The following is a 20165-nucleotide window of genomic DNA, read 5'->3' as shown; positions in this document are numbered from 1 at the left end:
TAGCGAGGCGTTATGCCTAAATTAGGAACTCAGAGTTAATGAAGCCGATATTTGGCCGAGGACCTTCACTTCAATTACGCTTGTTTTTTGCCGTCATTTTATCAGCCAGCCTTATGCTGGCTGATAGTCGTTTAGGTGCGTTTACACAATTTCGTTACTTCCTCAACAGTATGGTCGCTCCGATTCAGTATTTAGCCGATATTCCTCGTGTGATGTTTGACGGCGTTTACGAGCGGTTCAACACACGTCAAGACGTCGTGGAAAGCAACCGACTGCTTAAACGTGAAGTGCTCAATTTAAAAAATGATCTGCTGCTTTTGGATCAGTATCGAGAAGAAAACCAGAGATTACGTAAGTTGCTCGGTTCTTCATTTATTCGTGATGAACGCAAAGCTGTCGCGGAAGTGATGGCCGTGGATACCTCACCGTATCGTCATCAAGTGGTGATCGATAAAGGGCATATCGATGGGGTGTATGTTGGGCAGCCGGTCGCCAACGAAAAAGGCATTGTCGGTCAGGTTACTTATGTTTCTGCGCACAACAGCCGAGTGTTGCTGCTTGTGGATAGTCAAAGTGCGATTCCTGTGCAAGTGATCCGCAATGATATTCGTGTCATTGCCTCGGGTGATGGGCAGATTGACGGCATTAACCTCGATCATATTCCGATCAGTATGGATATTCGTGAAGGGGATCTGTTAGTGACGTCCGGTTTAGGCGGTGTTTATCCGGAGGGGTACCCTGTTGCTCATGTTGCTAGTGTCGATCGGGATACATCGCGGGAATTTGCTCAAATTGAAGCCGAGCCTGTGGTTGATTTTGAACGCCTCAGATACCTACTGCTGATTTGGCCGAACGACTCAAGGCAGGAAAAAATACAAGCGGTGACCCCACCAGACGGTGAGGAGGCCAGCAATGAGCAATAGTCTTCTTAAAGGTAAGTTGGTGGTCGGAGTCTCCTTTTTGATCGCTCTCACTCTGCAAACCATTCCTTGGCCGGGTGTGCTGGAACTGCTGCGTCCTTCTTGGTTGCTTCTTGTCACCTGCTACTGGGTGTTGGCGTTACCACATCGCGTCAACGTCGGTACGGCGTTGGTGGTGGGCTTATTGTGGGATCTATTGCTTGGTTCGACGCTCGGTATTCGCGGCATGATGATGTCGATCATCATCTATGTGGTGGCGCTTAACTTCCTAGTCATTCGTAATATGGCGTTGTGGCAGCAGGCGATTTTGGTTGGCGTGATGTCGATGGGACTGGATGTCTTGATCTTCTGTGGTGAATACTTAGTGCAGGATGTCACGTTTAATCCGATGTCGTTGTGGAGCGGTGCGATCAACTGCATCTTATGGCCTTGGATGTTCCTATTGATGCGCAAAGTTCGCCGTCATTGGCATGTCCGTTAGCAAGGGCAGGAAGGTGAAATGAACGTAACTCAACGCAAGTTAGTGTTAGCCTCAGGCTCACCACGCAGAAAAGAGCTGCTGACTCAGCTCGGGGTGGAGTTTGAGGTGCTGGTGACCGATGTGGAAGAAGCCCAACGGTCAGAGGAACAAGCGCAGGACTACGTTACTCGATTGTCTAGAGATAAAGCGTTGGCGGGGCTTGCGCTGCGCGAAGACGCCGTCGTGTTAGGCAGCGACACCATTGTGGTGTGTGATGGGCAAGTGCTGGAAAAGCCAGAAAACCTTGCCCATTGCAAGCAGATGTTATCCATGTTGTCAGGACGAGCCCATCAAGTGATGACCGCAGTCACGCTAGTGAGCCGCGAGCGAAGTGAAAGTGTTGTCGTGACAACAAACGTATGGTTTAAGCCATTGTCAGAGAAAGAAATAGAACAATATTGGCACACCGGCGAACCGTGCGATAAAGCGGGCAGTTATGGTATTCAGGGTATTGGCGGACGTTTTGTCACTCGTATTGAAGGCAGTTATCACGCTGTCGTAGGACTTCCATTATTCGAAACTGACCAGCTCTTAAAAGAATTCTTATAACTAGATTTGAGGTGCGCCCATGAGTGCAGAGTTGCTGATCAATGTCACCCCAAGTGAGATTCGTGTCGCGATGATTGAAGGCGGCAGTCTTCAAGAAATCCACGTAGAACGTGAATCAAAACGAGGGATTGTTGGAAACATCTATAAAGGCAAAGTGAGCCGTGTGCTACCCGGCATGCAGGCGGCTTTTGTCGATATCGGCTTGGAAAAAGCCGCGTTTCTTCACGCGTCAGATATCGTACCTCACACTGAGTGTGTGGCGGAAAATGAGAAACAACAGTTTCAGGTGCGCGATATCTCAGAGCTTGTCCGTCAAGGGCAAGACATTGTGGTGCAAGTGGTCAAAGACCCGTTAGGTACTAAAGGGGCACGTCTCACCACCGATATTACTTTGCCATCCCGTTACCTTGTCTTTATGCCGGGGGCGAGCCACGTAGGCGTCTCTCAGCGAATTGAGACGGAGTCAGAGCGTGAGCGTTTAAAGAAAGTGGTCGCTCACTACTGTGATGAGAACGGCGGCTTTATTATTCGCACCGCCGCAGAAGGCGCGGACGAAAAAGAACTGTCGCAAGACGCCGCGTTCCTCAAGCGTTTGTGGTCCAAAGTGATGGAGCGTCGCAGCAAATATAAGACGCGCTCTACTTTGTACGGAGAGCTTGGTCTCTCGCAGCGCATTTTGCGTGACTTTGTCGGCACAGAGATCACTAAGATCATGGTCGATTCGCGCCTTGAATACGAGAACCTCAAAGAGTTCACTTCTGAGTACGTGCCTGAGCTAACCGATAAGCTTGAGCTGTATGAAGGCGATAAGCCGATCTTTGATATGTACGACACGGAAAATGAGATCCAACGCTCGTTAGAGCGAAAAGTTGAACTCAAATCCGGTGGCTATCTGATTATTGATCAGACCGAAGCGATGACGACGGTCGATATCAATACCGGCGCCTTTGTCGGTCGCCGCAATCTCGAAGAGACAATCTTTAACACCAACATTGAAGCGACGCAAGCGATCGCAAGGCAGCTACGTCTGCGCAATCTTGGTGGCATCATCATTATCGACTTCATCGACATGAGCCAAGATGAACACCGAAAACGCGTGCTCACTTCCCTAGAAGCGGCGCTGAATAAAGATCGCGTAAAAACCAACATCAATGGCTTTACCCAGCTAGGCTTAGTAGAGATGACGCGTAAACGTACGCGTGAAAGTATTGAACACATTCTGTGCTCGACGTGCCCAACCTGCGAAGGCCGTGGCAGCGTCAAAACTGTGGAAACGGTGTGCTACGAGATCTTGCGTGAGATCACTCGAGTAAATCGTGCATACGACGCAGACAAGTTCGTGGTGTATGCCTCACCTGCGGTGGCTGAAACCCTGCAAGGCGAGGAGTCACATGCGCTGGCAGAGCTCGAAGTGTTTATTGGCAAGCAAGTGAAAATCCAGGCCGAGCCGCTGTACATTCAAGAGCAGTTCGATGTCGTGATGATGTAAAGGCAATTTGTGAGCACAACGGCAACTCGCGTTGCGAGATTCTTTCTTTGGTTAGTCGTGTCAACCTTGGCCCTATTGGCCATTGTTGTCACGGCGCTGCGCATCACCTTGCCGCAGCTCGATCACTTTCAAGTTGAGATCCAGCAATGGGTCAACCAAGGCACGGCGCTCGACTTTGAAATTGAAGGCATTCATGGCTTTTGGCGAAACACGCACCCCTCACTCTCGTTGCAAGGCGTCAAAGCCAAAGTGGCGGAAAAAAGCGGGATTGACGTGGTTGCCGATCGGGTAGAGATAGAAATCGACCTGATTCAATCGCTGCTGCAATGGCAGCCCGTGGTGGCTGATCTTAATGTCTATCAGTTGGCGCTCGATATGCGTTCGATTGAGTGGACGCAGACAGAATCGAAACCAGAACTCAATCCAGGGCGTGAGCAGCGCAGCGTCATCGCCCAGCTCGATCAGCTACTGCTTAGGCAGTTAGACAGCTTTTCGCTGACCGACTCCAAAATTCTCTTTCTCGGAATTGATGGTAATGAGCGTGTGCTCGACATCAGCCATTTGCAGTGGCGTAACCAAGGTCGCCGTCATTTGGCCGATGGAGAAGTGAGCTTTGTTCACGGCAACCTCAACTCTGCGCAGGTCAAAGCGGATTTTATCGATCATGGCTCACTGGTTGATGTGAGCGGCGAGTTTTATGTTTCCGCCGATAATGTGCGTATTACCCCTTGGTTGACCAAATACCTGAAAAACGAAACCGGGATTGAAAAAGGACAAGTGAGCTTTAATAGCTGGCTAACGCTCGAACAGAGCAAGCCCGTGAATGCCTTTGTTGAGTTGCTGTCGTCAGAGCTTATTTGGCAAGAGGGTCAGCAGCACGAGTTGTTGCTCGAATCTGGCATTGTGCAGCTTGAGCCCAAAGAGCAAGGCTGGCAAGTGAATGCTCACTCACTTCAGTTTTTAACCGACAATACCCCTTGGCCAGAACTCGATATCGCCTTTGCTTGGCAACCGCAGCATTGGCAACTCAATGTCTCGCAGCTGGATATCCAAGCGCTGACGCCTTTGATTAAGTTAGCGCCAGACTCCGCCACCACCACCGACATGATCGAGACGCTGGCTGTGGGCGGCTTAGTGGAAGACTTACGTGTGTCCGCGCACGGCGATTGGCAGAGCCTGACCTACTCGGCCGATCTTAGTGAAGGCAAAATGGCGCAATGGGAACTTTTGCCGGGGCTGCATTACTTGACGGCGTCGGTGAGTGGCGATCTTCATCAAGCGCGCGCGCAAGTGAGTATTTTCGACGATGTCTTACCTTACGGTGAGGTGTTTCAAGCGCCGCTGAACATCAAACAAGGTCATGCGGATGTCGTCTGGCAGCGCGATGAGCAAGGTTGGTCTTTGTGGGCAGACAAGGTCACCGCGGCGACGCCAGATTTGCAAGTCTTAGGCGCCTTTCGTCTCGACTTTCCCAACGGAAAAAGTCCCTTTCTTTCGTTTTACAGTGAAGCGGATCTATACAACGCAGGCGAGACTTGGCGCTATTTACCGACGTTAGCCCTTGGGCGCAACTTGACCGACTACCTGTCGACCGCGATTCAAGCGGGGCGGGTCAATACGGCCAAGCTGCTTTGGTATGGCGAGTTGGGCAATTTCCCCTACCACCAGAATAACGGTATGTTTCAAGCGTGGGTGGGGTTAAAAGAGGCCAAGTTCAGCTTTGACACCGCCTGGCCACCCATCACCGATTTGCAGTTGGATTTGCTGTTCCAAAACGATGCGATGTATCTCGATTCCGAAAGTGCAACCTTGATGGATGTCGAGGCGAAACGCATCACAGGGCGTATTCCTGCTTTGGCACCTAATGGCCATATTGAGATTGAAGCGCACGCGGTTGCCCAAGGCAACGCGGTTCGTGACTACATGACCGCTTCGCCATTGGTTGATTCTGTCGGCGCGGCGCTGACCGCCGTGCAAGTGGATGGTGAAGTGGACTCACACTTCCAGTTGATGATCCCATTTCATGGCGGTGCAGAGGCGCGTGCCTGGGGTTATGCGGATCTCAAGCAGAGCCACGTTACGATCAATACGCCGCCAATGACGCTCGAAGCGGTCAGTGGCCGGATAGAATTTGATAATGACGTGGTGCAAGCTGCGGGGCTTTCTGCGGAGCTATTGGATCAGCCCGTGTGGATTGATTTTCACGGCGAGAATGTCGCCAAAGGCTACGGGGTTGGCATTGATATGGTTGGTGACTGGGATGTCAAACCTCTGGTGCCGTACCTTGGTGAACGTTGGTTAACCCCATTATCTGGCCATGCGCAGTGGCGCAGTGACATTGATATTCAGCTTAATGACGTTGGCTTTACTTATCAGGTTGAAACCGAAGCAGATCTCAAATACCTTGTCAGTGACTACCCTTACCCACTCAATAAAGCGAGTAAAGTGGAGGGCAAAGCCCTGCTGCAAGCCTCTGGCAATCAGCAGAGCATCAGTGCCCGATTGCAATTGCCGCAAGTCAAATATCAGGCTGAGATTGATATCACGGACGATGTGCCGCAGTTGCAAGCGACCAATCTCGTGGTCGGGCGCGGTAGCTACAAGCTCACGCCGTTCACTGGCCATGATGCGTCAATTCGGATTGATAAATTTAGCCTAGACCAATGGTTAGACGTGGCGTTTAAACCAAGAGAGTCTACTTCTGAAGGGGTCATCAGTCAGATGAGCATGCCACAGATCCCCGCGCTACAACGGGCAGAGATCAAGGTCAAAGAGCTCGAACTGGCAGGGATCAAATGGAATGACGTCGACTTCTCCGCCAAGCGCAAGAATCTCGGTTGGCACATGACCATCGACAGCCAAGAAGCACTCGGTGAGGCGAACTATATCGAGCCTTACGATCTCTCCGTCGCCTTTGAACGCTTGCACATCTACGTGCCGGGATTAGAGGAGTCCTTGAGTCAAACGCCTGAACCTCTACTCGATCCGCTCACCCAACCGCTAGAGAAGGCGCCGCTCATCACCGATTTTGAGCGCGCGTTGCATCGCCAATTGCCTAATATTACTCTAGCGATTGACGACTTTTGGGTGCAAGGCTACAAAGTGGGTCGTGCGCATCTGGATCTTCAGCGCCGTGATAACAAGTTAGAGTGGAAGAAGCTCTCGTTCCAAAGCGGGGACAACCAGGTCGATGTGAGTGGCTGGTGGGCGTTGGACGGCGATCAAAGCCACACTCAAATGACGCTGGCGGTCTCGGGCGAAAACAACAGTGATGTCATGGAGCGATTTGGTATCTCCTCAGGCATCCAACGAGCGCCGTTTGATATTCGCTCTGAGGTGGAGTGGGATGGTTCTCCGTGGGCCACACAAGTGAGCACCATGGAGGGGGAGGTCAATGTGAAGTTGGGCAAAGGGATGATCTCTGATGTCAGTGGCGCGGCGCGTCTGCTTGGCCTGTTTAGTTTGGATTCGATCATCCGCAAAATGCAGCTCGACTTTACCGATGTGTTCGACAAAGGGATGGCGTTCAACTCCATTACTGGCTCTGGTCAGATTAAAAATGGCGTCTTCCTGACCAACGATATTCGGATGGATGCGGTGTCGGGCGAAATGACCATCAAAGGGTTAGCCAACCTTAACACGCGTACAGTGGATGCCGAGGTGAATTTCACCCCAGACATCACGTCAGGCATTCCCGTCTTAACTGCGTTTGCAGTGACGCCACAGACGGCGCTGTATGTCCTCGCCATCACCACGGTGATTTCACCGGTGGTCGAAGTGTTCACTCAGGTCAATTATGAAGTGAAAGGGCCGATGGATTCACCGGTTGTCAAAGAGCTGTCTCGCAGCAAAGGGGAATTCAAATTGCCAGATCGCTTACGCGACGCGGTTAAGTAAGGAGAAGACTCATGGAACGAGTTGCACTGATTCAGATGACCTCATGCCCGAATCCGCAAGACAATTTGGCCCACATCGCCAAGCAGGTTGAAGTGGTAGCGAAAGCGGGAGCGCAGCTTGTGGTTACCCCGGAAAATGCACTGGTGTTTGGTCAGCAAGCGGATTATCACCAGCATGCTGAACCTTTAGGTGATGGCCCGCTACAATCGGCGCTTGCCGCCATGGCGCAGCAATGGGGCGTGTGGTTAGTCATCGGCAGTATGCCGATCCGCACGGCCAATGGCGTGACCACGACCTCTGTGGTGTTCGACAGCACCGGACGCCTTGTCGGTCATTACGATAAACTGCATATGTTCGATGTCGATGTTGCCGATGGTCATGGGCGTTACCGCGAATCCGAAACCTTCACGCCCGGCGAGGAGATCGTCACACTCGATACGCCCTTTGGCCACCTTGGCTTATCCATCTGTTATGATGTACGTTTTCCCCAGTTGTATAATGAGCTTGTCAGACGCGGCGCGACGCTGATTTTAGTCCCGGCGGCATTTACTGCCGTGACAGGGCAAGCGCACTGGGAAACGCTATTGAGAGCCAGAGCGATTGAAACCCAATCTTGGGTACTGGCGGTCAATCAGACAGGCACACATGAAGGCGGCCGAGAAACCTGGGGCCATTCTATGGTCATCTCCCCTTGGGGCGAAGTGGTGGCGACGCTGGCGCGTGAGGTCGATAACCTGGTCGTCGAGATTGACATAAAACAGGTCGCAAGCTGTCGAAGCGCAATGCCCGTTGGGCAACATTCACGATTCGACAATCAATTCATTCCGGTTCGATAAGCGATGCCTATCGACTCGTCAAACCATTAACGTTAAGAGCGAAGTATGACCATTAACCTTGTAGAAGATGCCTTGTTGAAACCAGCTGGGCTGAGCGAAAGTGACGTCGCACAGACGCTAGCGAGCATCGCGACTCGTCAAATTGACTACGCCGATATCTACTTCCAATCCAGTTGGCATGAGTCACTGGTTTTGGAAGACAGCATCATCAAAGATGGCTCATTTAACATCGATTGCGGTGTGGGTGTGCGAGCGGTCTCGGGCGAGAAAACCGGTTTTGCTTACTCCGACCAAATTCAGCTTGAGGGCTTGAAACAGAGCGCGGTCGCAGCGCGCGGTATCGCCAAGCAGGGGCAAAATGCTCAGGTACAAGCGTTCAAGCGCAGTGACAACCAACACATCTATGCAGCGGTCAATCCGTTAGACAGTTGGGAGAAAGAGCAAAAGACGACGCTACTTAAACAGATCGATGCCTACATTCGTACCAAAGAGCCACTGATCAAAGAAGTGTCGGTGAGTCTAAGCGGTGTCCATGAGCAGATACTTGTCGCGGCAACAGACGGCACCTACGCCGGTGATGTTCGTCCGTTGGTGCGCCTGTCAATCAGTGTACTCGCGCAGCGCGGAGAGCGCCGTGAACGTGGCAGTGCAGGCGGCGGTGGCCGATTTGGCTACGATTTCTTCTTAAGTGACAGCGATGGCGTGCAAGTGGCGTATCAATACGCAGATGAAGCGATTCGCATGGCGTTGATCAACCTAGAGGCGGATGCCGCGCCTGCGGGTATGATGCCAGTGGTGCTGGGCTCGGGTTGGCCAGGGGTGTTGCTTCATGAAGCGGTCGGTCATGGCTTGGAAGGCGATTTCAACCGCAAAGAGTCATCGGTCTTTAGTGGCAAAGTGGGCGACAAAGTCACCTCGGATCTTTGTACCATTGTTGACGATGGCACGCTGAAAGATTTGCGTGGGTCACTCAACGTGGATGACGAAGGCGTGCATGGTCAATACAACACCTTAATCGAAAACGGCGTATTGAAAGGTTACATGCAAGATAAGCTCAACGCACGTTTGATGGGGGTAGCGCCGACCGGTAATGGTCGCCGTGAGTCTTATGCTCATCTACCTATGCCGCGCATGACCAATACTTACATGCTACCGGGTCAGCACACGCCTGAAGAGATTATCTCAACGGTGAAAAAAGGCCTTTACGCACCAAACTTCGGCGGTGGTCAGGTGGACATTACCTCGGGTAAATTTGTGTTCTCCGCATCGGAAGCGTACTTGATTGAAGACGGCAAGATCACGCGCCCAGTCAAAGGGGCGACGCTGATTGGCTCCGGCATTGAAGCGATGCAGCAAGTCTCCATGGTCGGTAACGATCTCAGTATCGACCGTGGCGTTGGCGTGTGTGGTAAAGCAGGGCAAAGTGTGCCGGTTGGCGTTGGTCAGCCGACGTTGAAGCTGGATGCGTTGACGGTTGGTGGGACGGAGTAGGATGAGTACCTAGTTTCTAGATCCTAGTTCCTAGAGAGTGTTTTGGGTGCCTAGTTTTGGAGAGTGTCTCTAAAACTAGGCACTTTTGTTTGGGGCGGATTTAAATGCCGTCACGCTCGATGGGGCAGCTCATGCAGCGCGCTCCGCCGCGGCCGCGGCCGAGTTCATTGCCGGGAATGGTTAACACCTCAATGCCCGCCTTGTCGTACTTCTCATTGGTGTAGACGTTGCGCTCGTAACCGATCACCACGCCTGGTTTCACCGTCAAGACGTTGTTGGCATCATTCCACTGCTCACGTTCGGCTTCATAGCTATCGCCGCCTGTGGTGATGATTTTCAGATAATCGAGCCCTAACGCTTGTTCAATGGCGTGGACGAAACTCGGTACTTTCTCGACCTGCATCTCGCCATCGTCTTTGGCACTTAAACGCCACGTCTCCAGATCTTTGCGCATGATCTCTGGATAGACAGAGAAGGTATCAACATCCATATGAGTCATAACGGTGTCGAGGTGCATACACGAACGGTGCTTGGGAAGATCAATGGCGATCACTTCTTTGGCTTGGCCATGTTTAAACAAGGTCGCCGCTAGGTTCTCAACCCCTTGTGGTGTCGTGCGCTCAGACATGCCAATCAGCACCGCGCCTTTGCCGATCACCAACACATCGCCGCCCTCAATATTGGCGTTGTCGTAATGAAGATCTTCATCACCGAAGTATTTAATGAAGTCCTGCCCCGCAAACACTGGATGCCAGCGGTAAATGGCACGCAGGTGGTTGGTTTCACGCTGACGGGCTGGCTTCATCATAGGGTTGAGTGAGACGCCGCCGTAAACCCAGCATGAGGTATCACGCGTAAAGAGGTGGTTGGGCAGGGGCTCAATGACGAAATCCAAAGGTCGATGCATGCTAGGCATCATAGAAGACGAACGAATCGGCAGCTCAGAATAGGCCAAGCCACCGAGCAATACGGTCGCGAGGTGCTCGTTGTCCATGTCGTTCAAGTAGTGGCGCAAATCTCTGGCGAAGATAGGACCAAAGCGTAGGTCGGAGATTTGTGTATTGAGTAACCACTCTTTGGCTGGCGGGACGGCGAGCGTCTCAACCAGCAAGTCGTGCAGGAGTAAGACTTCCACACCTTGATCGCGAAGTGTCTGAGCGAATTTGTCATGCTCCTCGCCTGCGGCTTCAACCGCCAAGACATCGTCAAACAGCAGATCATGGCAGTTCGATGGCGTGAGGTGAGTCAGTGCTCGCTCTGGTCGGTTTAACAGGACTCGTCTTAATTGGCCAACTTCAGAGCCTACGTACAACTTACTCATTTTGCTTCCTTACACAGAATTCCAGAGCGTATTTATGACAAGAATGTTATCAAGATGCAAGCGCACTTTGTAACCATTAATTCTGCAAATGTAATCATGTTCTATATATATGTCTTTAATGCTCGTTCTTTTCGGCTTTTATGTCTAATGAGTGAATTTGGAGAAATTCACATGATTGTGACTGACTATGCGTTTTCGGTGCTAGAGCGCAGCGGGAAGTTTGTTAGATTATACTGAATGGATATGCATCATTTAGTCAGTTTTTATGACTAAATATGAGGTTTGAGTTAGTTTACTTGTCTCGGCGCTATTCAGATCCACCTCATAAACACGCATTGTGAATGATCTGACGTGATCGTCGCCCTCGACACAAAACACCAAAACAGCAAAATGATAAAAAAGTGTTAATAAGTGCGATGATCTGGCGTGAAAGCGCAGCAAACAGAGAAAGTACGGGATCAAAGTCGATTCTAGGTGGTATTATTAGCACAGCCGTGTCATAGTCCGGTGCGTTATTTTTTGATCAATGTTGTTACTATCTGGAGCACACTTTATGTCTCATGAAGATGAATATCTATCAGTTGAAGAGTTAATTGAAATTCAAAAAGAAGAGACTCGCGACATCATTCAAGCGTTACTCGAAGACGGCAGTGATCCAGATTCTTTATATGAGATTGAACACCACCTGTTTGCTGAAGATTTCGACACCCTAGAGAAAGCGGTAGTTGAAGCATTCAAAATGGGCTTTGAAGTATTAGAAGCGGAAGAGACCGAAGACGAAGACGGCAACAAACTGTTGTGCTGCGACGCCACCATGGAATCAGCACTAAACGCAGAAGCCATTGATGCGCAAGTAGAGAAGTTGGTTCACCTCGCTGAAAAATACGACATCATCTACGATGGATGGGGCACCTACTACGAAGGCGAAGACGCCTTGTACCCAGATGATGAAGAGGATGACGACGAGTAATTGAGAGTCGTCTCACGTTCACAGCGCTCAGCCTGTTTTCAATGCCAGTCTCAAGACTGGCATTGTTGTTTTTACGCTTTATAATCACTGACATTGATCTGGCTCAATAAATCAGCGGCGTACCCATGCAGTTATCTCTTGCCGGCTTATGGCAACTTTCTCCTCTCACGGATCTCTCTATTCCTCAAGACGATCTTATGTTTCCTAATCCACTCAGCGCCGTGTTGCCAGACGACATGAGCGAGGAACAGATTGCTGAGCAAGAGTGGCATTTGATGCACGATATTGAGGTCGATGAGGCCATGCTAGCCTTCCCTGCGGTGGATTTGGTGATGTCGGGCATCGATTACCATGCTGAAGTCAGACTCAATGGTGTCGCGCTGTTTGATTGCGATGGGAGCCAAAGTGAGGTTCGAAAAGAGATCCGTCCCTATTTGCAAGCGGGACGAAATCGATTTGAGATACTGTTTTTAGAAGAAGATGAGCCGTTGATTGAAGAGGCCGAAGGCGAGGTTTGTCCGCTAGGGAGCGCTAATCAACGTTTATCGGATCCGAGAATGGGCATTTGGCATGCGCCGTATTTGCAGTTTATTCGTCACGTACGTTTAGAGCACGTGGCGACCGAGCAGATATGGCATCATGGCGGCGGCTGTGAATTACTGGTCTCGCTGCATTATCACACCTACAACGCGGGTCTCGTCTCAGCATCGGTGAAATTTAATGGCATGACCTATCACTTGCCGTTGGATGTGCGCGCGCAGTCGGTCAGTGCGCTGTTTCAAGTCGAAGCGCCCGTTTACTATGATGTGAACGATCCCAATCCAGCGCACCTATACGCATTGGAAGTGGGGCTCGATGGCCAGAAGCAACACTTTGAATTGGGGCTAAGTGAGTCATTGTGCGTGACGCATTTTCCAGTGCGCGGGGCGTAGGGGCCTCTTAACTCGAATTTGTTTCGATAGCAACAAGGGCCGCTGAGCGGCCCTTGTTCGTTATGCGTGTGCACCGTGGTGGCATTGCCAATTCGCGTCTTGGTGCTGCCACACTTTTTCGTGGAAGTAGTAGGCCACCGTGTTGATACTTGGCTCAATGGCCGCCATGATGCCGCCAATCAACCAGCTACCCGTCATCAAATACGCGACCGTAAATGCGACGCTAAAGTGTATGCTGGCGAAGCTAGTGGTTTTAATCCCGGTCGATTTGGATAATTTACGAAGCGCTGGGTGTGTCTGCCAAGCCTTTTCATGGAAGTAGAAGGCGACGGTGTTAACCATAGGTTCAATCATCGCGATTAGACTGCCAATTAAAATATCACCGGTCAGTAGGTAGGCGACGCTAAACGCAATGGTAAAGTGCAAGGCTGCGAATGTCAGTGTCTTTTTCATGGTGAAGTCCAATGCTCTGTTGTGTCGATAGAGATATTATTGATAATTATTTTCATTAAAGAAAATTGGACAATTCGATAAATTTAATAGGTAAAAACTATTGAACAAGCCGTAGTGACTCAGGGCTGGGAGTTGAACAGGGAAAGAAGAAAGAATAAAGGGAAAGAAAAAGGGCGCTCTGTTGAGGGCCCTATTGATAAAAGGAGACGTCTCGCAACGCGGCGCGCCGGTTACGCGTTTGGCTTAACGACCATAACGTTAATCGGAGAGTTCTGTACGACTTTACTTGCCACAGAGCCTAGCACCACCTTATCAATTTTTGAACGCTTGTGGCTTGGCATGATGATGAGATCCGCCCCCAGTTTTTCGGCGTAGTCCAAAATGGTGCTGTAGGGTTTACCTTCTGCCACATGGGCTTTGTACACCACGTCTTCATCAATGTGTTGTGCCGCGAACTGCTTGAGCTGCGTTTCGACATCTTGCTTCATTTTCTTCGCCGCATCTTTGGGGAAGTAAGTCGCGACCATCGACATGTGAATGCCAGGAAGCACGTTCAGCAGGTGAATTTCTGCGTTCGAGTGTTTCGCATGCCAGACTGCCAGTTCGACTGCTCGGTCACAGAAGCCTTTGTCATTGAGGTCAACGGGAACAAGAATTTGTTTGTACATGTTTAGTTCTCTGATTGATACCCGCTAAAGTCCGCGCTCGTTAGAGAGCGCGGCTTTGCTTGGTATGAGTGTTATTAGGCGCCAAGCTGTTCCTTACGAGCTCGTTTCTTCTGGTTGAGACCCATGGCGATCAAAATGAGCAGAGCAGGGACGAAAACCCACTCCTTCATTGGACGATCGGCATCCTGAACTACCCATTGGATCTCCCAATCGAAGTCAATGCCCGCCGATTCCGCTGGGCTGCCAAACTCGACCATATCAACAATCATTTTGCCCGCGTCTTCGGTTAACATCAGACCCATAGAGGCAAGGCGATCGTCCGCTGATTTCGCGTTATCTTCGAAAGGCAAGCGCACCGTCTTCTCAACGATATCCCCTTCCAGAGTTTCCCCTGAGACTCGTAATTCGAGCGATTCTCCCACTTTTAGTGTTTCAGTAATTTGAGCCACCTCAACACCCGGTGAAAGAACTTTTGCGGGGTACAACATATCCCACCAGAAACCCGGGCGGAAGAAGGAGAAGGTCAGCACCAGTAGTAGTACCGTTTCCCACCATTTGTTCTTGGTGAACCACCAACCTTGTGTCGCGGCGGAGAATATCAACATCGCAATAATGGAGGAGATGATGGTTAAGGCGAGATGCCACCAGGTATCAATCCCCATCAACAGCAGTTGCGTGTTGAAGATGAACATAAACGGCAATATCGCGGTTCGAATATCGTAGGTAAAGCCTTGAATACCAGTACGGATAGGATCCGATTTGGCAATCGCCGCCGCTGCGAACGCCGCCAAACCGACCGGTGGCGTATCGTCGGCTAAGATGCCGAAGTAGAACACAAACAAGTGCACTGCGATGAGTGGGATGATCAAGCCGTGCTGTGCGCCCAAGGTAACGATAACGGGTGCCATCAGGGTAGAGACCACAATATAGTTCGCTGTCGTCGGAAGACCCATTCCTAAGATCAAACTGATCAAGGCAGTAAACAGCAGCATCAAGATGATGTTACCGCCGGAGATGAACTCGACAAAGTCTGTCATGACGAGGCCAATACCGGTTAAGGTGACCACACCGACGACCGTACCCGCTGCCGCCGTGGCGACGCCGATACCAATCATGTTGCGCGCACCAGAGACGAGACTCTCAGCCAAATCGACGAAGCCTTCTTTTGCTGGCTCAAGCAGATTGCTCTGTTTCGCCATCAACGCCATTAATGGACGTTGGGTGATCAAGATAAAGATCATAAACACGGTCGCCCAGAACGCGGACAGACCTGGAGAGAAGCGCTCCACCGTCAAGCACCACACTAGGACCACAATGGGTAGCAGGTAATGCAGGCCAGATTTCACCGTTGGGCCGGGATCGGGCACTTCGGTCAGTTCAGCATCAATCTCGATGGCGCCTTCGTGCGCGTACTTGGCGGAGATCTTAACCAAAGCCACGTAGGCGACCAGTAGGGCGACAGTGACAATCGGCGTCGCCGCAGCACCAAAGACATCCTTGGTCCAACCCACGCCGTAGTAAACCAAGGCACTGATGATACACAGCCCCAAAATGGTACCAGTAAACGACAGCAGGCTTTGAACTAAGGTCGGATTGTGACGACGAGGTAGACCTGTCATGCCCGCTTTACACGCTTCTAAGTGAACGATGTAAATCAGCGCAATGTAGGAGATCAGCGCTGGTAGCAGCGCTGCTTTGATCACTTCGACATAAGAGATCCCGACGTATTCCACCATCAAGAATGCCGCCGCACCCATGATCGGTGGCGTCAACTGACCATTGGTCGAGGCAGCCACTTCCACGGCCCCGGCTTTGGTGCCAGGGAAGCCAACACGTTTCATTAGTGGTATGGTAAAGGTCCCCGTGGTCACTACGTTGGCAATCGAAGAGCCCGATACCAGACCTGAGAGGCCAGAAGCGACAACGGCGGCTTTTGCTGGGCCACCACGCATGTGACCAAGTAGCGAGAAGGCCACTTTAATAAAGTAAGCGCCAGCCCCAGCGCGCTCAAGCATGGCGCCAAAGAGGACGAAAAGGAAAACAAACGACGTCGAGACGCCCAGTGCGACACCAAATACGCCTTCGGTAGTGAGCCAAAGGTGAGACATGGCTTTATTGAGGCTCGCCCCTTTGTGAGCGATGACATCTGGCATGTAAGGGCCGCCGAAGGTATAGAGTAAAAATACCGCGGCTACCGCCATCAATGGTGGCCCAAGTGCTCGGCGTGTCGCTTCAAGGAGCAAAATCATCCCAGTGACCGCGACCACAATATCTAATGTAGTCGGAGCGCCAGAGCGACCCGCGAGCTCGGTGTAGAACAAGTAGATGTAGGCAGCAGAGAAGCTGCCAGCCAGCGCTAATAACCAGTCCACCACGGGAATGGTATCGCGCGGAGAGTTTTTCATGGCCGGATAGGCAGTAAAGGCAAGAAAAACCGCAAACATGAGGTGAATGGAACGAGCTTCGGTGTCGTTCAGTACGCCAAAATTGAAAATAAACGGCAAAGGTGAGGCATACCAAAGTTGGAAGAGTGACCAACAAAGCGGCACAAACCATAAGGTACGTCCGGCGATACCGCTAGGGGCACGCGCGCCAGTATCGGCTTGGGCAACCATTTCTTGCACATCAGGAGACGGAGTGGTTGTCTTCGACATGGTCTTTATCCTTGTTATAAATGATTCATTCGGTCACGACGTCAGTCGCAGTCAGAATCTTTATTGGCCTCTTTCAGTGTAGCGAAAAGAAGCCATATTGCTTTATTCCTGCCCACGCGCCGCCCAGCGTATTGGCATTGTGTGGGGAAGAGTGACCTTGATTGCATCGTCGACGTGCCATGCGCGGCGAGTTCTGCATTCTCAGTACCGTTGGGTTATTACTATAAAACGAAGAAGGGTTTCAAAAATGTGAAACCCTAAAAGAGACATTGGGAGCGGCCCTTATGCGGACGCTACAAACCCGAGCGCCATGTCCCGGGTTTGTATAAAGTGGCTTATTTCAGTAGGCCAACTTCTTTGTAGTATTTCTCTGCACCTGGGTGAAGAGGGATAGAAAGACCAGCTTTCACCATGTCTTCTTTCTTCAGGTTTGCAAACGCAGGGTGTAGGCGCTTGAAGGTATCGAAATCTTCAAATACCGCTTTCGCTACGTTGTACGCGACGTCGTCAGACACGTTGGCTGTGGTTACCATAGTCGCTGCCACACCAAAGCTGTTTACGTCGTTTTCAGTGCCGCGGTACATGCCGGCAGGTACTGTGCTGTATGCGTAGTAAGGGTTGTTTGCGACGATGGCATCGATTTTCTCGCCTGTTGCAGACACTAGCTTCGCATCACATGATGTGGTCGCTTCTTTGATCGATCCATTTGGATGACCCACAACGTAAACGAACGCGTCGATTTTGTTGTCACACAGCGCTTGAGAACGCTCAGAGCCTTTCAGCTCAGACGCCAATTTGAAGTCGTCGTTGGTCCAACCCATGGCTTCCATGACCACACCCATGGTTGCACGGTCGCCAGAACCCGGGTTACCGATGTTGACGCGCTTACCTTTTAGGTCAGACACGTTGTCGATGCCCGCATCGCTGCGTGCGATGATGTTGAATGGTTCAGTGTGTAGAGAGAACATAGCGCGTAAATCTTTGTACGGGCCTTGTTCAGCAAACTTACTTGTACCGTTGTAACCGTGATATTGCCAGTCAGACTGAACGATACCAAAATCCAGCTCACCAGCACGGATGGTGTTCACGTTGTAGATCGAACCACCGGTTGATTCTACAGAACAACGAATATTGTGTTCTTTACGGCCTTTGTTCACCAGTTTACAAATAGCGCCGCCCGTCGGGTAGTAAACACCCGTAACCGAACCTGTACCAATTGTGATGAACTCTTGTGCGTTAACGGCGCCAGCACCCATTACAGCAGCTGCAATCGCACCGACTTTAATAAGTTTGTTCAATGCCATGAATTTCCCTTCCTTATTCATTATTAGCCCCTTAGCAAGTGTAGTTGCTTTGGGCGTTTCCTCTTACTGGAAACGGCATCTTTTTCAATCCGTATGTTGAAAAAGTGGCTGAATAATACCAAAAAATTGGCACATAATTACACGTATGTTAACTAATGTAGCGATTTGGGCTGATTGTGAGGAGAATGTATAGGGATTGTTCTGTGATGATTTTTTCAGTAAATCAATTACTTACAGTTGCTTTGTCGGGGTTGTTGGATTTTAATCAGGATGTGATACAGATCACGCTGAATAAGCGTCAGCGCGATCATCAAAAGCGTCAATAATATGAAACGTTAGCCCGTGTACTCGAACAATTCGCACACCGATTTGAACAGTTGCTTGGTCGTGATGCTCAGCGTTGGGGTAATAAAGATGGTGTCATCACCGGCGACCACGCCCAAAATACCTTCCGCCTTGCCCAAAGAGTCCAACAAACGGGCAATCAGCTGCGCCGCGCCTGGACCTGTGTGAATCACGACTAAGGCCTCGTTGTGATCGATATCGAGCACTAACTCACGCAGTGAGCTTGAAACGGTAGGGACACCCAGTTCGGCGGGCAAGCAGTAGACCATCTCCATTTTGGCGTTGCGAGTACGCACTGCGCCAAACTTAGTCAGCATCCGTGAGACTTTTGATTGGTTGATGTTGTCAAACCCTTCATTTTTCAGTGCATCAACGATGTCACCTTGCGAGCCAAATCGCTCTTCTTTCAATAGGGCTTTGAACGCTCTCACTAAGCTATCTTGTTTTTCTGAATGGCGCATGTTTCTTCCACCAGTAGTGTCTATACAGGAAGTGAATATTCTCGCATAGCTATGCAGTTATAGCTATGGAAAAGCTGAAATTCTGTCTAGCGTATCACTGTAAACTGGCGAAAAGCGCCAAGGACAAAAGAGGGCTTAACCCTTTGTCATACAAGGTAGAACAGGGGATAATGCGCGTGAAATTTGTAGCACGTTAATGGTGGATTGCGCAAGGTCGCAAAGCTGACGTTAATTGATTGTAATCAGGATGTGATTGGTTTAGCTTGGACACACCTGAGTACAGAATACCCTACAAGATACATATAAGAGATCCATCTCAAGGAGAACTACAATGAAAGTAGCTGTTATTGGTGCCGCTGGTGGCATCGGTCAAGCCCTAGCCCTTTTACTGAAAAACCGCCTTCCTGCAGGCTGCGATCTGGCTTTGTATGACATTGCGCCAGTGACGCCGGGTGTAGCTGCGGATCTAAGCCACATCCCAACGCCTGTGTCTATTAAAGGTTACGCCGGTGAAGATCCAACACCTGCACTTGAAGGTGCCGATGTTGTTCTTATTTCTGCAGGTGTGGCTCGTAAGCCAGGTATGGATCGCGCCGATTTGTTCAACGTCAACGCAGGTATCGTTAAGTCGTTGGCAGAAAAGATCGCGGTGGTCTGCCCGAAAGCCTTAGTGGGCATCATCACTAACCCAGTGAATACGACAGTGCCTATCGCAGCTGAAGTGCTTAAAAAAGCGGGCGTGTACGACAAGCGTCGTCTGTTTGGTGTAACGACACTGGACGTGATTCGCTCTGAAACCTTCGTGGCTGAATTGAAAGACAAAGATCCAGGTCAAGTGCGTGTACCGGTGATCGGTGGACACTCTGGTGTGACGATTCTTCCGCTACTGTCTCAAGTAGAAGGTGTGGAATTTAGCGCGGAAGAAGTGGCCGCTCTCACCAAACGCATTCAAAACGCAGGTACAGAAGTGGTTGAAGCGAAAGCGGGTGGCGGTAGCGCAACGCTCTCTATGGGCCAAGCTGCGTGTCGTTTCGGCCTTGCGTTGGTGAAAGCACTGCAAGGTGAAGAAGTCATCGAGTACGCGTACGTTGAAGGTGATGGTGAGCACGCCCCATTCTTTGCTCAACCAGTGAAACTGGGTAAAGAGGGTGTTGAAGAAGTGCTTAGCTACGGTGCGCTCAGTGCGTTTGAGAAAGACGCGCTTGACGGGATGCTAGAGACACTAAACGGTGATATCCAAACTGGTGTTGAGTTCGTGAAATAACGACCAACCACTCTGATTTGAGCGGCCTCCTTGTGAGGCCGTTTTTATTTGTCGTGTCTGACGGTGATCCTGACGATGGCACTTCTCGTAG

16 protein-coding genes are annotated in these 20165 nt (G+C 50.7%); 10 read left to right on the top strand and 6 right to left on the bottom strand.

Annotated elements, in window-relative coordinates:
- Positions 1-38 precede the first annotated feature (38 nt).
- Genes mreC through tldD form a run of 7 tightly spaced genes read left to right on the top strand, consistent with a single transcriptional unit; the run spans position 39 to position 9702 of the window.
- The gene (mreC, locus tag AC6R10_RS09465; RefSeq protein WP_500672086.1) at positions 39-923 is read left to right on the top strand and encodes a rod shape-determining protein MreC; all 885 of its coding nucleotides are present in this window, start codon (positions 39-41) and stop codon (positions 921-923) included.
- Positions 913-1401 (top strand): rod shape-determining protein MreD, encoded by a 489-nt coding sequence (gene mreD / locus AC6R10_RS09460; protein WP_334555044.1) that lies wholly within the window; start codon positions 913-915, stop codon positions 1399-1401. The genes mreC and mreD overlap by 11 nt, the downstream gene beginning before the upstream one ends.
- A gap of 18 nt (positions 1402-1419) precedes the next feature.
- The gene (locus AC6R10_RS09455) at positions 1420-1989 is read left to right on the top strand and encodes a Maf family protein (protein ID WP_500672085.1); all 570 of its coding nucleotides are present in this window, start codon (positions 1420-1422) and stop codon (positions 1987-1989) included.
- Positions 1990-2008: 19 nt separating this feature from the next.
- Complete coding sequence (gene rng, locus AC6R10_RS09450; RefSeq protein WP_334555046.1) at positions 2009-3478, top strand: ribonuclease G; 1470 nt, start codon at positions 2009-2011, stop codon at positions 3476-3478.
- A gap of 9 nt (positions 3479-3487) precedes the next feature.
- The gene (locus tag AC6R10_RS09445; RefSeq protein WP_500672084.1) at positions 3488-7375 is read left to right on the top strand and encodes a YhdP family protein; all 3888 of its coding nucleotides are present in this window, start codon (positions 3488-3490) and stop codon (positions 7373-7375) included.
- A gap of 11 nt (positions 7376-7386) precedes the next feature.
- A complete protein-coding gene (locus tag AC6R10_RS09440) occupies positions 7387-8211 on the top strand; it encodes a carbon-nitrogen hydrolase family protein (protein ID WP_500672083.1) in 825 nt (274 codons plus the stop codon).
- A gap of 45 nt (positions 8212-8256) precedes the next feature.
- A complete protein-coding gene (gene tldD / locus AC6R10_RS09435) occupies positions 8257-9702 on the top strand; it encodes a metalloprotease TldD (protein WP_500672082.1) in 1446 nt (481 codons plus the stop codon).
- 100 nt (positions 9703-9802) lie between these two features.
- Here the strand turns inward: tldD and arcA are convergent, their stop codons facing one another.
- Positions 9803-11023 (bottom strand): arginine deiminase, encoded by a 1221-nt coding sequence (gene arcA / locus AC6R10_RS09430; RefSeq protein ID WP_487901770.1) that lies wholly within the window; start codon positions 11021-11023, stop codon positions 9803-9805.
- A 553-nt stretch (positions 11024-11576) separates the two neighbouring features.
- Here arcA and rraB point away from each other — a divergent pair.
- Together rraB and AC6R10_RS09420 are read left to right on the top strand one after the other, a co-directional pair.
- Positions 11577-11993, top strand: a complete 417-nt coding sequence (rraB, locus tag AC6R10_RS09425; RefSeq protein WP_334555051.1) for a ribonuclease E inhibitor RraB — start codon at positions 11577-11579, stop codon at positions 11991-11993.
- Positions 11994-12118: 125 nt separating this feature from the next.
- Positions 12119-12925 (top strand): glycosyl hydrolase 2 galactose-binding domain-containing protein, encoded by an 807-nt coding sequence (locus AC6R10_RS09420; RefSeq protein WP_500627086.1) that lies wholly within the window; start codon positions 12119-12121, stop codon positions 12923-12925.
- Positions 12926-12985: 60 nt separating this feature from the next.
- On the opposite strand, the gene AC6R10_RS09415 is transcribed toward AC6R10_RS09420, so the two are convergent.
- The 5 genes from AC6R10_RS09415 to argR form a co-directional block, all read right to left on the bottom strand.
- Entirely contained in the window at positions 12986-13378 is a 393-nt protein-coding gene (locus AC6R10_RS09415) for a DUF2061 domain-containing protein (RefSeq protein ID WP_500672081.1), read from the bottom strand.
- A 230-nt stretch (positions 13379-13608) separates the two neighbouring features.
- The gene (locus tag AC6R10_RS09410) at positions 13609-14046 is read right to left on the bottom strand and encodes a universal stress protein (RefSeq protein WP_334555054.1); all 438 of its coding nucleotides are present in this window, start codon (positions 14044-14046) and stop codon (positions 13609-13611) included.
- 74 nt (positions 14047-14120) lie between these two features.
- Positions 14121-16700 (bottom strand): TRAP transporter permease, encoded by a 2580-nt coding sequence (locus AC6R10_RS09405; RefSeq protein ID WP_500672080.1) that lies wholly within the window; start codon positions 16698-16700, stop codon positions 14121-14123.
- 335 nt (positions 16701-17035) lie between these two features.
- Positions 17036-18004, bottom strand: a complete 969-nt coding sequence (locus tag AC6R10_RS09400; protein WP_334555056.1) for a TAXI family TRAP transporter solute-binding subunit — start codon at positions 18002-18004, stop codon at positions 17036-17038.
- A gap of 335 nt (positions 18005-18339) precedes the next feature.
- Positions 18340-18810: a transcriptional regulator ArgR gene (gene argR / locus AC6R10_RS09395; protein ID WP_334555057.1), complete on the bottom strand. Its 471-nt coding sequence runs from the start codon at positions 18808-18810 to the stop codon at positions 18340-18342.
- Between the two features lie 331 nt (positions 18811-19141).
- On the opposite strand from argR, the gene mdh reads away from it, so the two are divergent.
- Positions 19142-20074: a malate dehydrogenase gene (gene mdh / locus AC6R10_RS09390; protein WP_334555058.1), complete on the top strand. Its 933-nt coding sequence runs from the start codon at positions 19142-19144 to the stop codon at positions 20072-20074.
- Positions 20075-20165 lie beyond the last annotated feature (91 nt).

It is taken from the genome of Vibrio sp. R12-SG2-ISO1 (genome assembly GCF_059834045.1).
The sequence above is the reverse complement of the archived record's forward strand: the minus strand, read 5'-3'. Positions and strand labels throughout refer to the sequence as shown.

Excerpts from the sequence above, each read along its gene's own strand:
- mreC (WP_500672086.1), top strand. The coding sequence starts at position 39 with ATGAAGCCGATATTTGGCCGAGGACCTTCACTTCAATTACGCTTGTTT.
- mreD (WP_334555044.1), top strand. The coding sequence starts at position 913 with ATGAGCAATAGTCTTCTTAAAGGTAAGTTGGTGGTCGGAGTCTCCTTT.
- AC6R10_RS09455 (WP_500672085.1), top strand. The coding sequence starts at position 1,420 with ATGAACGTAACTCAACGCAAGTTAGTGTTAGCCTCAGGCTCACCACGC.
- rng (WP_334555046.1), top strand. The coding sequence starts at position 2,009 with ATGAGTGCAGAGTTGCTGATCAATGTCACCCCAAGTGAGATTCGTGTC.
- AC6R10_RS09440 (WP_500672083.1), top strand. The coding sequence starts at position 7,387 with ATGGAACGAGTTGCACTGATTCAGATGACCTCATGCCCGAATCCGCAA.
- tldD (WP_500672082.1), top strand. The coding sequence starts at position 8,257 with ATGACCATTAACCTTGTAGAAGATGCCTTGTTGAAACCAGCTGGGCTG.
- arcA (WP_487901770.1), bottom strand. The coding sequence starts at position 11,023 with ATGAGTAAGTTGTACGTAGGCTCTGAAGTTGGCCAATTAAGACGAGTC.
- rraB (WP_334555051.1), top strand. The coding sequence starts at position 11,577 with ATGTCTCATGAAGATGAATATCTATCAGTTGAAGAGTTAATTGAAATT.
- AC6R10_RS09420 (WP_500627086.1), top strand. The coding sequence starts at position 12,119 with ATGCAGTTATCTCTTGCCGGCTTATGGCAACTTTCTCCTCTCACGGAT.
- AC6R10_RS09415 (WP_500672081.1), bottom strand. The coding sequence starts at position 13,378 with ATGAAAAAGACACTGACATTCGCAGCCTTGCACTTTACCATTGCGTTT.
- AC6R10_RS09410 (WP_334555054.1), bottom strand. The coding sequence starts at position 14,046 with ATGTACAAACAAATTCTTGTTCCCGTTGACCTCAATGACAAAGGCTTC.
- AC6R10_RS09405 (WP_500672080.1), bottom strand. The coding sequence starts at position 16,700 with ATGTCGAAGACAACCACTCCGTCTCCTGATGTGCAAGAAATGGTTGCC.
- AC6R10_RS09400 (WP_334555056.1), bottom strand. The coding sequence starts at position 18,004 with ATGGCATTGAACAAACTTATTAAAGTCGGTGCGATTGCAGCTGCTGTA.
- argR (WP_334555057.1), bottom strand. The coding sequence starts at position 18,810 with ATGCGCCATTCAGAAAAACAAGATAGCTTAGTGAGAGCGTTCAAAGCC.
- mdh (WP_334555058.1), top strand. The coding sequence starts at position 19,142 with ATGAAAGTAGCTGTTATTGGTGCCGCTGGTGGCATCGGTCAAGCCCTA.